At 70.5% G+C, this 12,475-nt stretch carries 13 protein-coding genes; 10 read left to right on the top strand and 3 right to left on the bottom strand.

Going from position 1 to position 12,475, the window contains the following annotated elements:
• The first annotated feature begins 50 nt into the window (after positions 1–50).
• From AC5WS8_RS34645 to AC5WS8_RS34630, 4 genes are all read left to right on the top strand, one after another.
• The gene (locus tag AC5WS8_RS34645; RefSeq protein WP_496107485.1) at positions 51–695 is read left to right on the top strand and encodes an HAD family hydrolase; all 645 of its coding nucleotides are present in this window, start codon (positions 51–53) and stop codon (positions 693–695) included.
• Between the two features lie 93 nt (positions 696–788).
• Positions 789–1,538, top strand: a complete 750-nt coding sequence (locus tag AC5WS8_RS34640) for a VC0807 family protein (RefSeq protein ID WP_496107484.1) — start codon at positions 789–791, stop codon at positions 1,536–1,538.
• Positions 1,539–1,604: 66 nt separating this feature from the next.
• Positions 1,605–2,822, top strand: coding sequence for an MFS transporter (locus tag AC5WS8_RS34635; RefSeq protein ID WP_496107483.1), 1,218 nt, complete (start codon positions 1,605–1,607; stop codon positions 2,820–2,822).
• Complete coding sequence (locus AC5WS8_RS34630; RefSeq protein ID WP_496107482.1) at positions 2,773–3,945, top strand: acetoin utilization protein AcuC; 1,173 nt, start codon at positions 2,773–2,775, stop codon at positions 3,943–3,945. Before AC5WS8_RS34635 ends, AC5WS8_RS34630 begins: the two co-directional genes overlap by 50 nt.
• Positions 3,946–4,143: 198 nt before the next feature.
• Here AC5WS8_RS34630 and AC5WS8_RS34625 read toward each other — a convergent pair whose 3' ends face one another.
• Complete coding sequence (locus AC5WS8_RS34625; protein WP_496107481.1) at positions 4,144–4,977, bottom strand: alpha/beta fold hydrolase; 834 nt, start codon at positions 4,975–4,977, stop codon at positions 4,144–4,146.
• A gap of 62 nt (positions 4,978–5,039) precedes the next feature.
• Here AC5WS8_RS34625 and AC5WS8_RS34620 point away from each other — a divergent pair, with 62 nt between their 5' ends.
• From AC5WS8_RS34620 to AC5WS8_RS34595, 6 genes are all read left to right on the top strand, one after another.
• Entirely contained in the window at positions 5,040–5,495 is a 456-nt protein-coding gene (locus AC5WS8_RS34620) for a MarR family winged helix-turn-helix transcriptional regulator (RefSeq protein WP_496107480.1), read from the top strand.
• A 522-nt stretch (positions 5,496–6,017) separates the two neighbouring features.
• Positions 6,018–6,833 carry a phosphatase gene (locus AC5WS8_RS34615; protein ID WP_496107479.1) on the top strand — a complete coding sequence of 272 codons (816 nt, stop codon included), beginning with the start codon at positions 6,018–6,020 and terminating at the stop codon, positions 6,831–6,833.
• Positions 6,834–6,962: 129 nt separating this feature from the next.
• Positions 6,963–7,175, top strand: coding sequence for a helix-turn-helix domain-containing protein (locus AC5WS8_RS34610; RefSeq protein WP_158712621.1), 213 nt, complete (start codon positions 6,963–6,965; stop codon positions 7,173–7,175).
• A gap of 143 nt (positions 7,176–7,318) precedes the next feature.
• Complete coding sequence (locus AC5WS8_RS34605; RefSeq protein WP_003948845.1) at positions 7,319–7,417, top strand: 30S ribosomal protein bS22; 99 nt, start codon at positions 7,319–7,321, stop codon at positions 7,415–7,417.
• 336 nt (positions 7,418–7,753) lie between these two features.
• Positions 7,754–8,815, top strand: coding sequence for an NAD-dependent epimerase/dehydratase family protein (locus AC5WS8_RS34600; protein WP_496107478.1), 1,062 nt, complete (start codon positions 7,754–7,756; stop codon positions 8,813–8,815).
• A 14-nt stretch (positions 8,816–8,829) separates the two neighbouring features.
• Positions 8,830–9,885 carry a lysophospholipid acyltransferase family protein gene (locus AC5WS8_RS34595; RefSeq protein ID WP_496107477.1) on the top strand — a complete coding sequence of 352 codons (1,056 nt, stop codon included), beginning with the start codon at positions 8,830–8,832 and terminating at the stop codon, positions 9,883–9,885.
• Between the two features lie 85 nt (positions 9,886–9,970).
• Here the strand turns inward: AC5WS8_RS34595 and AC5WS8_RS34590 are convergent, their stop codons facing one another.
• Both AC5WS8_RS34590 and AC5WS8_RS34585 read right to left on the bottom strand, forming a co-directional pair.
• Positions 9,971–11,188: a DUF5667 domain-containing protein gene (locus tag AC5WS8_RS34590; RefSeq protein WP_496107476.1), complete on the bottom strand. Its 1,218-nt coding sequence runs from the start codon at positions 11,186–11,188 to the stop codon at positions 9,971–9,973.
• 279 nt (positions 11,189–11,467) lie between these two features.
• The gene (locus AC5WS8_RS34585) at positions 11,468–12,235 is read right to left on the bottom strand and encodes an ECF subfamily RNA polymerase sigma factor, BldN family (RefSeq protein WP_496107475.1); all 768 of its coding nucleotides are present in this window, start codon (positions 12,233–12,235) and stop codon (positions 11,468–11,470) included.
• Positions 12,236–12,475 lie beyond the last annotated feature (240 nt).

Raw genomic sequence — 12,475 nt, 5'->3', positions numbered from 1 at the left:
AAAACCCCCGTGCTTTACGCACGGGGGTTTTCTGCGTTTAGGGTCGAGCCATGCGCTACGACCTCGTGATCTTCGACAACGACGGCGTCCTCGTCGACAGCGAGCCCATCTCCAACCGGATCCTGGCCGCCCACCTCACCGAGTCGGGACACCCGACCACCTACGAGGACTCCATCCGGGACTACATGGGCTCGGCCATGCACCGCATCCACGACCTCGTCCTGGAGCGGACCGGAGAGCGGCTGCCGGACGACTTCGACGACGTCTTCCACGCACGCGTCTTCGCCGCGTTCGAGCGGGAGTTGAAGCCCGTCGCCGGCGTCGAGGACGTACTGGAGAAGCTGACGGCTGGCGGAGTGCCGTTCTGTGTGGCGTCCTCGGGCAGTCATGAGCGGATCCGGGTCGGGCACCGGACGACCGGGCTCGACCGGTGGTTCGCCGAGGAGCGCGTCTTCAGCTCGCAGGACGTCGGGCGGGGCAAGCCGGCGCCGGACCTGTTCCTGTACGCGGCCGAGCGGGTGGGGGCCGTCCCGCAGAGATGCGTCGTCGTCGAGGACAGTCCGCTCGGTGTGCAGGCCGCCGTGGCCGCCGGCATGGACGTGTACGGGTTCACCGCGATGACGCCCACCGACCGGCTCACCGGCGCCACCCACCTCTTCTCCACCATGGGCGAGTTGGCTGACCTGCTCGTATGACCCGCACCAGGGACTCGGCACTGACATCTGTCATGCCGAGCTCCGGACGATCGTTTCTACTGGCGGACCCCTCCCGGCGGCGAAGCTGAGGGCATGACGACGAACACGGTGTCCCGGAGCCGGAACCAGAGCCAGAGCAAGAAGCAGAACTTCGCGCCGCTCATCATGGACGTGGCGGTGCCCGTCGGGTCGTACTACCTCTTCAAGGACGCCCTCGGCACGAGCACCCTCGCGGCGCTCGCCTGGAGCAGCGTCACGCCCGCCGCGCGCACCGTCCTCGGCGTGGTGAAGGAGCGCAAGGTCAACGCCCTCGCCGTCCTCATCCTCTTCGTGAACGTCGTCGGGCTGCTCCTCGGCTTCGTGTCCGGGGACCCGCGGCTGATGCTTGCCAAGGAGAGCGGTGCGAGCAGCACGATCGGGATCGGGATCCTGGTCTCCGTCGCGCTGGGCAGGCCGATGATGACCGCCGCCGTGAAGCCCTGGCTGGTGAAGGGCGACGCGGCCAAGGAGGCCGCCTGGGCGCGGCTGCAGAGCGGGTCCGCCGCCTTCCGGCGGGCCGAGCGGGTCTTCTCGGTCGTGTGGGGCGTGGTGCTCCTCGGTGAGTGCGTCGTGCGGATCGTGGGCGCCTACACCCTGCCCGTGGACACGATGGTCTGGCTCGGCTCCGTCATCCTCGCGGTGGCGATGCTGCTCGGCTTCTTCGTCAGCGGTGCCCTCGCCGCCGGTCCGATGGCGCACATGCTCGCCGCCGAAGCGAGGGAAGCGACCGCGCCGTCCGGAGCCGTCGACGTGAGCGGCGGCGCGGTTCCGGCCGTCGCCCCCGCACCCGTCCTCGCCAGGTAAAGCTGAACAAAAATCATCTTCGGCTGGATCTACCCACCGGTAGACCGGGGCCCTACGCTCGCCGCCATGACAGATGTGCTGCGGCGCGGCAGGGCCTCGCTGGCGTTCGGCTTCTTCGCTCAAGGCGCCACCTTCGCCCTGCTGGTGACGCGGATTCCGGCCATCCAGGACCGGTACGGGGTCTCCGACGCCCTGCTTCCCGTCTTCCTCGCCGCGGTACCCGTCCTCGCCGGTGTCGGCAGCGTGACGACCGAGCAACTGGTGAAGCGCGTACGCCCCAGCCGGCTGCTGCGCTGGTCGCAGCCCGTCGTCCTGCTCGCCCTCCTCGGTGTGGGCGCCGGCGGACACCTGGCCGAGCTGGCGGTGGCGCTGGCCGCGTTCGGGCTGGCCGTCGGCGCGCTCGACGCCTCGATGAACATGCTCGGGGTGAGCCTCCAGCGGACGTACGGGCGCAGCATCATGCTCGGGTTCCACGCGGCGTACAGCCTCGGCGGGATCGTCGGTGCCTCGCTGGCCTGGGCGGGTGCGCACTGGCATCTGGCGCTGTGGGTGTCGTATCTGCCGGTCGTCGCGGTGCTCCTGCCCGCCGCGCTCGCCGGGAGCCGGTGGTACGTCGACACGGGCTCGGTCCCGGAGGCCGTGAAGGCCGAGGAGGCCGAGGCCGGGAGCGTCGTCTTCCGGCTGCTGCTGCCGCTCTGCCTGGTGATGACCTTCGCCTACATCGGGGACTCCACCGTCTCCAACTGGAGTGCGAAGTACCTCCAGGACACGCTCGGTGGCTCGGAGCAACTGGCGACCGTCCCGTACAACGTCTACATGGTCACCACACTGCTCGGGCGGTCCATCGGCGACTTCGGGGTGCGGCGGTTCGGCGCCGTCGCCGTCGTACGGCTCGGGGCGCTGGTGGCGGCGCTGGGGTTCGCCGTGGTGGCGGGGGCACCGGGGGCGGGAGTGGGGATGCTGGGGTTCACCCTGCTGGGTCTGGGGCTGTGCGTGCTGGTGCCGCAGACGTTCGCGGCCGCCGGGCGGATGTTCCCGGGGGCTTCGGACGCCGCGATCGCGCGGCTGAACATCTTCAACTACGTGGGCTTTCTCATCGGATCCCCCTTGGTGGGCGCGCTCGGGGACGCCTGGAACTACCGGGGCGCCATGCTCGTGCCGATGGCGTTGGTCCTGGTGACACTGGTGTACGCCCGTTCGTTCAAGCCCGGACAAGACCGATACGGTGGCGGACATGAGCGGCCGCGCACAGCTGATGTGGGACGAGGAAGTAACGGGCTATGACTTCGGTCCGGAGCATCCGATGGATCCGGTCCGGCTCGCGCTGACCCGGAGACTGGTCGACGCCTTCGGCCTCGACCGGGACGTCGACGTGGTCGCGGCGAAGCCCGCGGGCGAGTCGACGCTGCGGCTGGTGCACCGCGAGGACTACGTGGCGGCGGTGAAGGCCGCGTCCGCGGACCCGGGGGCGGCCGACGGGGCGTACGGGATCGGGACTCCGGACGATCCCGCGTTCGCCGGGATGCACGAGGTGTCCGCGCTGATCGCGGGGCAGTCGGTCGGGGCGGCGGAGGCGGTGTGGCGCGGGGACGCGCTGCACGCGGTGAACTTCGCGGGCGGGCTGCACCATGCGATGCCGGGCAGCGCGTCGGGATTCTGCATCTACAACGACGCCGCGCTCGCCGTCGCCCGGCTGCTGGAGCTGGGGGCGGAACGAGTGGCGTACGTCGACGTGGACGTGCACCACGGGGACGGGGTCCAGGCGGCGTTCTGGGACGACCCTCGGGTGCTGACGGTGTCGTTGCACGAGCATCCGCGCACACTGTTCCCGCAGACCGGATGGCCGGAGGAGACGGGCGGGCCGAACGCGGAGGGCAGCGCGGTGAACGTGGCGCTGCCGGCGGGGACGGGCGACGCGGGGTGGGTGCGGGCCTTCCACGCCGTCGTGCCGGAGCTGATCGCGGACTTCCGGCCGCAGGTGCTGGTCACGCAGCACGGGGCCGACACCCACTTCGAGGATCCGCTCGCGCATCTCGCGGTGTCGCTGGACGCGCAGCGGGCGGTGCAGATGGCGTGTCACGACCTGGCGCACGAGTACGCGGAGGGGCGGTGGGTCGCGCTGGGCGGGGGCGGCTATGCGGTCGTGGAGGTCGTGCCGCGGTCCTGGACGCATCTCGTGGCGATCGCGGCGGGGCGGCCGGTCGAGCCGTCGACGGTGATTCCGGAGGGATGGCGGCAGCACGTCTTCGCGCGCACGCGGCAGTTGGCGCCGGCGCGGATGACGGACGGGCGGTGGCCGGTGGAGTTCTCGGGCTGGGAGTCCGGGTACGATCCGGCGGATCGGCTGGACCAGGCGGTGCTGGCGGCGCGGAAGGCGGCGTTTCCGCTGCGCGGACTGCTGCCGTAGCAGCCGGGCGCGCACCGGGTGTTCTCGCCTCCCGCCGCCACCTGCCCCTCCGGTACCCGGGGACTGCGCCCCCAGATCGCCGCTTCGGCGCGCCACTCTGTGGATGTGATTGGCTGATGACCTGCCATGCGCGTGACTCCTCCGCGTGGCGGGCAGATCGCCGGCCCGGAGACGTTATGGCCATGGCGTTCGGCGCTGTCAGCCCAGGAAATCCATCAGCCGCTCGTTCAACTGCTTCGGCGCGGTGAGTGGCAGGGAGTGGTGGGTGGCTCCGGGGAGCAGTGCCGCCTCGCCCTGCGAGAGCGTCCGGCGGGCTCTGTCGGCGACCTTGACGGCGTGGTGGGCGCGGCTGTGCTCCGCGAGCAGGACCAGCACCGGCATGCGGAGGTCGGCGGTCCGGGGGCGGCCGCCGGCGACGAGCTTGCGGCCGGGAACAGTGGTGGCCAGCGCGTAGAGACGCTGCCAGGTCTCGTCCGGGTGGACGTCTGCGGTCTCCCAGGACAGGAAGGCCCGGGCACGGGCCTCGCTCGGGCGGATCAGGGTGGGCAGTGCGCGCAGCAGGTAGCCGGGGCGGAATCCGGCGAAGACCCGGGTCGGGTCGATGAGGGCGAGGCGGCCGACCCGCTGTGGTGCATGAAGTGCGTACCTGACGGCCAGCCAGGCGCCGTACGAGTGACCGCACAGGTGCACGCGGGCAAGCCCGAGCCCGTCCAGCAGCGCATCCAGCCAGGCCGTCAGATCGTCGGCGCTCTTCAACGGTGCGCCCCGGCGTTCGGTGCGGCCGGCGTCGCCCACCAGATCAACCGCATGGACCCGGTATTGCCTGCCGAGAGCCGGTGCGTTGGCGAACCAGACCAGGCCGGTGGCTGAGCCGCCGGGCAGCAGCACGAGCGGGCTGCCGTCCGCTCGGCCGTACACATGAACCCGGGTGCGCCCGTACGGGGTAACGACGTCGCGCTCCTCGGTGGACTCGGGCCAGCGGGCACGGAGCTCGTCGTAGACGAGATCGAAAGCGGACGGAGACACAGGCATCCCTCTCGCTCGGCGATAATCTCGTTCAGCGAGATATTAGCCGGAGGTCCGAGGGAGTGTGCATGGACGATCAGAGCCGGGTGATGGGACTGGTTCACTTGCTGCGCGCGGTGACGGTGGAGTTCGACCTGCTCGGCGCCGAGTTCGCCGCGCGCCACGGGCTGCATCCCACCGATGTGCGCGCGCTGATCCAACTGCTGGATGGGGCACGGGCCGGTACGCGTGCCACGCCCGGGTGGCTTGGTGAGCAACTGCGTCTGAACTCGGCCGGGACCACCGCCCTGGTGGATCGGCTGGAGCGGCTCGGACTGGTCCGGCGCAGCAGGGACACAGCCGATCGGCGACGCGTGCTGCTGGAGGTGGAGGAGAAGGCCACGGAACTCGGGTGGACCTTCTTCGGGCCGGTGATCGGCGAGGTGGTGGTGGCCGCGGAAGGTTTCGAGGCGGGCGAGTTGGAGACGGTGCGTCGCTTTCTGACCTCGGTGTTGGAGTCCGCCGGGCGGGCGCGTTCAGCCTGAGCAGGGTCGGGGCCAGCGCAGTGGCCCACGGTCCGCATGACACGTCGGCCGGGGCTTCGACGCAGGTCGGAGCCTGCCCGGGAGCGGGCGCCAGCTGATCGGACACTGCCCGTCCTGCCTAGGCGAGTGCCGTTCGACGCGGTGGCGGACGCCGAGCCCGCGAGCGCGTCGTCCCGGAGGCCTCCGGGGCTCGTTCATCCCGGTGTCCCTCTTCTGCCGCCCCGCCGGTCGGCGCGGGGGTCCACCCCGACGTACGACGACCTGCCGCAGACCGCGGACGCCTCGGCCTGCCCATCAGTCAAGAAATCCACCGGCATGCGGCGGACGGTGGCCATGCCCCGGCAGCGATCGAGGAGCTTCCTCCACGCCTCCGCACCGGACCGATCACGTGTGCCAGACGACCGTGATCGTTCTCACCGGGATGTCCTGTACCTCAACCCCTCGCACCCGGATTACGCCGACTGTGGGGTGTTCCCCGCGTTCCGGGCCTGCGGCGGCGGCGATTGGGACAGCATCGCTGGCGTGTTGAGCACCGGCGCACTGCGTGCGCATCTGCTGGCCGCCCGGCTGGCCGGGCCCGTGGCCACCTCCCGGGAGGAGAGCCTGCGCAGCTATCGGCTCTTCGCTGCCCGCGACCCCCGCGCACTGATCGGACTCGATCCCGAATGGACATGGCGTCCTGAGGACTTGATCGAGTTGATGGCGGACAAGTGTGGAGTTTCGGCCGATCCGCGATATGTCTCCGGCCATGATGTGATTGACCCGGACCGCACACTGGAGGGGCTCGAGGCCTTCGCCGAGCGCGTCGCCAGGGCCGCACGCCACCGTGAGGCGGTGCTGCTCGGTACCGGGCACCCGCACCGGCTGCTCGGGTTCTACGCCGCCCTCGCGGACGCCCTGTCGGCGGCGGGATGTACCGTCCTCACTCCGGCGCAGGGTCGCTGTGTCGACATAACGACCCGGTTCGGTCTACGTACGTGCATCGTCGACTACGTACGAGGAGTCGCCCTCGTACGGGAACCGGGATCCGCGAGAGCCGGTTGTGAGCCCGGCGCGCACACGCACTCGCCGCTCCCGGTTCGCACCGCCCTGGCCGCCGCGGCGGAAGCCGGCGGGCCGTTGCCGGAACTCGTCATCGGGGATCACGGCTGGGTCTGCGGGGCAGGTCAGCTGGGGTTCGACGCGATCGGTCTGGCCGACACGGACGATCCCGCACTGTTCGTGGGAGAGGCGGAGGGGCGGGTGTCCGTCGTCGTTCCACTTGATGACGCTGTGCGGTCTGATTACTACCGACCGCTTACTCGCTATGTACTCAATCGAGCGTGTCTGTCACAGTAGGCCGCGGATGCCATCCCCTCTTCCCCACTTGCATCATCCGCACCTACATTGGGGAGTGAGCACGCAGCGACGAAGAGTCACCGGAAGGGGAAGCCGGTGGCCGTCGAGTGCGGAAGGTGCAGGTGTGTCATGGCTGCAGCTGGCGAGAGGCCTCTGAACGAGGTTCAGTTCCTGACCGTGGCGGAAGTCGCCTCGGTGATGCGAGTGTCGAAGATGACCGTGTACCGGCTGGTGCACAGCGGTCATCTGCCGGCGATCCGGGTGGGGAGGTCCTTCCGGGTCCCGGAGCAAGCGGTTCACGAGTACCTCCGCGACAGCTATGTGGGGGTGGAGACGGTCTGACGGCGTCCCGCCGGAGGTGCGTTGCGACCTTCGGCGGGACCTCGATTACACCCTCGCGCTCGGGTTGGGTAGGCTAGCCCCTCGTAGGTCGTATGGGCCCATGGCGCCCAGCACCGAGTGATGAGAAGTGAGCGAGGGTAGTCGTGGGCTCTGTTATCAAGAAGCGGCGCAAGCGGATGGCCAAGAAGAAGCACCGCAAGCTGCTCAAGCGCACTCGCGTTCAGCGTCGCAACAAGAAGTAGGGCGCGGCCCCGTCCAGGGGCGCCTCTGCTTCTGTGCGTGAGCGCGCGGAAGACCCCCCACCACCAGTGGGGGGTCTTTGTCGTTTTCCGGGTGGCGGTTGTGGTCTGCGGTGGGGCTCCGGGCGGCCGGAAGTCTCCTGGGGCGCGCTGTGCGTACGCCTGCGAGGCGAATGGCTTGCTCTGGTCGTACGTACGGGTGTGTCGTCACTTCGTGCATCGGGCGGTCATCACAGCGCAACACGGACCGGCTAAGTTGGCCCCATACGGGGAACGCGGCAGGCTGGCGGACAGAGCTACGTCCACCACTGGGATGCGACGGGAAGAGAGGCGCCGATCTTGGGCAAGGTCGTGCTCGTGACCGGAGTGGCCCGCCGGCTCGGCGGCCGGTTCGTACGACGGATCCAGCGTGACCCGGAGGTCGACCGCGTCATCGCGGTGGACGCGGTACCCCCCGAGCACCATCTGGGCGGCGCGGAGTTCATTCGGGCCGACATCCGCCAGCCCACCATCGCCCGGGTGCTCGCCGAGCACTCCGTGGACACGGTGGTCCACATGGACGTGACCGGCACCGCGCTGGGCAGCGGCAGCCGGGCCACGGTCAAGGAGACCAACGTCATAGGCACGATGCAGCTGCTGGGCGCCTGCCAGAAGTCCCCGAGCGTCAAACGGCTCGTCGTGAAGTCCAGCACGAACGTGTACGGCTCCGCGCCCCGCGACCCGGCCGTGTTCACCGAGACGACCCCGCCCAAGTCCCTGCCGAGCGGGGGCTTCGCGAAGGACACCGTCGAGGTCGAGGGGTACGTGCGCGGCTTCGCGCGGCGGCGGCCCGATGTCGCCGTGTGCGTGCTGCGGTTCGCCAACATCCTCGGTCCGCACGCCGACACCCCCCTCGCGTCGTACTTCTCGCTGCCGGTCCTGCCCACCGTGTTCGGCTACGACCCGCGGCTGCAGTTCGTGCACGAGGACGACGTGATCGAGGTGTTGCGGATCGGTGCCCACGAGCCGCGGCGCGGCACCCTCAACAGCGGCACGTTCAACATCGCCGGCGACGGTGTGCTGCTGTTGTCGCAGTGTGCGCGGCGCCTGGGGCGGCCCACCGTGCCGCTGCTGCTGCCCGCCGTCACCTGGGTCGGGTCCGCGATGCGCACGCTGAGCATGACGGACTTCTCGCCCGAGCAGATCAGGCTGCTCACCCACGGCCGGGTCGTGGCGACGGACCAGATGCGTGAGACGCTGGGTTACGAGCCGAAGTACACGACCGCGGAGACCTTCGCGGACTTCGCGCGCAGCCGCGGGCCCGGGCTGCTGCCGCCGGAGGTCCTCGCGGGGGCCGTCGACCGGATCGCCGCACTGCCCGTCCTGGGCGGTGGCCACCCCCCGACGCCCACCGCGGACTGAGGAGCGCATCAACGATGGCGGACGCCAAGGTCATTCCGTTCGACGACGACCGGTCCCGGGGTGCTGCCGTGCAGCGGCCGTCGCGGCGCCGGGGCGCGGGAAGCAGCCGGCTGAAGGAGCCCGCGGTGGTCCGCGAGGTGCAGTCCCTGCACGGCGGGGCCCGGCCGCAGGATGATGTTCCCGTGACAGGTGAGGAAGCTCCCGAAAGGCCGCAGGCCCACTCCCGGGAGGGGGGCCTGGAGCGGCGTATCGCCGGGGGGCTGGCCTTCCTGCGCCGACGCCTGACGGGCGACTACGAGGTCGACGAGTTCGGCTACGACGAGGAGCTGACCGACCAGGTCCTGATGTCGCTGCTGCGGCCGGTGTACGAGAAGTACTTCCGGGTCGAGGTGAAGGGCGTCGAGAACATCCCGGACAAGGGCGGGGCGCTGATCGTCGCCAACCACTCCGGGACGCTGCCGCTGGACGGCCTGATGATGCAGGTCGCCGTGCACGACAACCATCCGGCGGGACGCCATCTGCGGCTGCTGGCAGCCGACTTGGTGTTCGTGCTGCCGGTGGTGAACGAACTGGCCCGCAAGGCCGGCCACACCCTGGCGTGCGCGGAGGACGCCGAGCGGCTCCTCGAGCGCGGTGAGGTGGTCGGGGTGATGCCGGAGGGCTTCAAGGGGATCGGGAAGCCGTTCAACGAGCGGTACAAGCTGCAGCGGTTCGGGCGGGGCGGGTTCGTGTCCACGGCGCTGCGGGCCGGGGCGCCGATCATTCCGTGCTCGATCGTCGGGGCGGAGGAGATCTACCCGATGATCGGCAACGCGAAGACGCTGGCGCGGCTGCTCGGGTTCCCGTACTTCCCGATCACGCCGACCTTCCCCTGGCTGGGGCCGCTCGGGGCGATTCCGCTGCCGACGAAGTGGACGATTCAGTTCGGGGAGCCGATCGCGACGGACGGGTATCCGCCGGAGGCCGCGGAGGATCCGATGCTGATGTTCAACCTGACGGACCAGGTGCGGGAGCAGATCCAGCACACGTTGTACAAGCTGCTGGTGCAGCGGAGGTCTGTGTTCTTCTGAGCCGTGTTCCTCTGAGCCGTGCCGCGCCCGCGTCTGCGGTACGGCGATGGGGGCGCCCCTGGCGAGGGGCGCCCCCATCGGCTTCCTATCTGTTCTCCTCGCCTTCGATGCCCAGGCCCGGGAGCAGGCCCGGAAGCAACGGCGGGAGCGTGACGTTCGGTCCTGTGGACGGGCTTTTGCCGGTCGACGGGGAGCTGCCGGCGCTGTCCTTCGGGGGGTCGAGGAGACCGCCCGTGTTGCCGCCGAGCAGGCCGTCGCCGGTGCTGTCGGAGCTGGACGGCTGGGGGTTGCCGCTGCTGCCGTGGGCGCCGGGGGCGGAGCCGCCGGTGGTGCTGGGCGCCGGGGCGCCGGGGCCGGCGGAGCCGGTGGAGCCCGGTGTGGAGCTCCGGTGCCGGCCGGGGCCGCCCTGGGGCGGGGGCTGCGGCAGCAGCGACTGCAGCGGTGCGACGTCCCGGTCTATGGCGTCGAAGACCGACGAGACCTGCTGACTGACGTCGCCGAGCTGGGCGGGCAGCCGTTCGCGCAGGGCTCCCCAGGCCTCGCGGTGGGACCGGGAGAAGGCGGAGAGGGTCTGGATGGGGGCGAGTGAGCCGTCGCGCTCGTACGCCTCGTGCAGCAGGCGGTGGCCTTCGGCCGCGTCGTGCCGCATCCCCGTGAGGGTGCGGCGGATCTCGGTGACGGACTCGTGGTCGAGGTGGCCGCCGCGATCGCGCTCCATCAGCCGGCGGGCCTCGTTCAGCCGGGTCGACGCCTGGTCGAGGTAGACCTGTCCGCGGTCGTTGTCCCCGTCGGCCAAGTCGAGTTTGACGTCCTCGATGCCGCGTTTGAGGCCGTAGAGGGAGTCACCGGGCAGGGCGTCGGAGCTCGCGGCGGCGACTCCGCCGAAGGAGGCCGCGGCCACGCCGACGCCGAGTCCGCCCGCGGCGAGGCCCTTGGTGAGCCGTGTCCGCGGTCGCAGCTTCCCCAGCGTGGTCGCCCGGTGGGCACCCCGCGCCCTTCGCTGTCCCGGCACCGTGGGGTCCGGCGCCTCGCCCGCCGGGGCCGCGCCCTCCCGGAACATGGCCTCCATGGCGGCCACCAGCCGCGCGCGCTGGACGACCTTGACCTCGGGGTCGAGCACCGGCCTGGGCAGCTCGCCGAGACGGGTCGCGAGGCCCAGCAGGCGGGTCTCGTCGGTCCGTTCCGCAGCAGCCGGTTCCGGTCCTTCGGGCTGCTCGGCCGCCGTGCCCCGGTCGTCGGACTGCTCCTCCAGGGCCTGGGCGAAGGCGTTCGCCCGCCGGTGCGCCGATACGTTCGCGATCACTGGCGGCACCTCCTCTCGTCATGACGGTCGACTCCCCAGGGGGTCCTGAGGGTTGCACCCGCTGACCGCATCCACACGATCGAGTGATCAAAGAGGGCCAGGGTGTGACCACAGGGAGCCTGTATCCCGCACAACGAGCGGCTCGGGACTTGGGTTACGGACGGCGGATGATCGGATCGCGAACACAACGGGCGTGCACGGAGGGTGAGTTGACGGTTGCGCTGTGTGCTTGCGCCGGGGTGGGTGAAGGTGCTCCCGGGGTCCGGGGTCCGGGGGGTCTCAGCGGGCGTCTTCGGGGAGGAGCCGGGCGAGGGTGCGGACGGCCCGGTACTGGAGCGTCTTGATCGCGCCCTCGTTCTTGCCCATCACACGGGCGGTCTCGGCGACGGACAGGCCCTGGAGGAAGCGGAGCGTGACGCACTCCTGCTGCTGCGGGTTGAGTCGCCGTACGGCGTCGAGGAGGGCGGCGTTGGAGAGCGACTCCAGGACGGAGTCCTCCGGGGAGCGCTCCACCTCGTTGGCGTCGAGCATCTCACCGGTCGTCACCTCCAGCCGGAAGCGGCTGGACTTGAAGTGGTCGGCGACCAGGTTGCGGGCGATGGTGACGAGCCAGGCGCCGAAGTCGCGGCCCTGCCAGGTGAAGGTGCCGATCCGGCGCAGGGCGCGCAGGAAGGTCTCGCTGGTGAGGTCCTCGGCGGTGGCCCTGCCTCCGACCCGGTAGTAGATGTAGCGGTAGACGGTGTCGCTGTACTGGTCGTACAGGCGCCCGAAGGCGTCGGCCTCGCCGGCCTGGGCGCGCTCCACGAGATCCATCATGCGGGCGCTGTCGCTGTCCGCGGCCGGGCGGCGTGCGGGGGCCGCGCCCGAGCGGCCGCGCCTGCCGACCGCGGCGCTGCCGTCCGCCAGTGCGTAGCACGGGCCGACGGGCGTGGCGGTGGCGAAGGCGGGGGCGGCGTACGCGGTGGGGACGAAGCCGCGCAACAGCTCGTGGACCGTCGCGCGGAGCGTAGCCAGGCCCGAGGCGTCAACCCCGACGTGTGGGTACACGGGACTCCCAGAGGCAGAGCTTCCATCACGTGCAGTGCGGGACCGTTCACCCGTCGTAGCGACGGAGGGGTACCGGTTTGCGTCTGAGGAGAATAACGCTTAGTACAGGCAGCACTACACCCAGTTGCTCAAATCATCGATTACGTCGCTTCTGTAGCCGATTAACGTCTACTGAAGTGCCGCACCGTGAACGTTTGTTGATCGATTGAGTTCGAGTTCCGTTTGAGTGCGGGGCGTGTT

It is taken from the genome of Streptomyces sp. PTL18 (genome assembly GCF_059510295.1).
This window is presented reverse-complemented; position numbering and strand designations above follow the sequence as displayed.

What these genes read in the sequence shown, in the direction of transcription:
- AC5WS8_RS34645 (WP_496107485.1), top strand. Translation starts at nt 51, where the DNA reads ATGCGCTACGACCTCGTGATCTTCGACAACGACGGCGTCCTCGTCGAC.
- AC5WS8_RS34640 (WP_496107484.1), top strand. Translation starts at nt 789, where the DNA reads ATGACGACGAACACGGTGTCCCGGAGCCGGAACCAGAGCCAGAGCAAG.
- AC5WS8_RS34635 (WP_496107483.1), top strand. Translation starts at nt 1,605, where the DNA reads ATGACAGATGTGCTGCGGCGCGGCAGGGCCTCGCTGGCGTTCGGCTTC.
- AC5WS8_RS34630 (WP_496107482.1), top strand. Translation starts at nt 2,773, where the DNA reads ATGAGCGGCCGCGCACAGCTGATGTGGGACGAGGAAGTAACGGGCTAT.
- AC5WS8_RS34625 (WP_496107481.1), bottom strand. Translation starts at nt 4,977, where the DNA reads ATGCCTGTGTCTCCGTCCGCTTTCGATCTCGTCTACGACGAGCTCCGT.
- AC5WS8_RS34620 (WP_496107480.1), top strand. Translation starts at nt 5,040, where the DNA reads ATGGACGATCAGAGCCGGGTGATGGGACTGGTTCACTTGCTGCGCGCG.
- AC5WS8_RS34610 (WP_158712621.1), top strand. Translation starts at nt 6,963, where the DNA reads ATGGCTGCAGCTGGCGAGAGGCCTCTGAACGAGGTTCAGTTCCTGACC.
- AC5WS8_RS34595 (WP_496107477.1), top strand. Translation starts at nt 8,830, where the DNA reads ATGGCGGACGCCAAGGTCATTCCGTTCGACGACGACCGGTCCCGGGGT.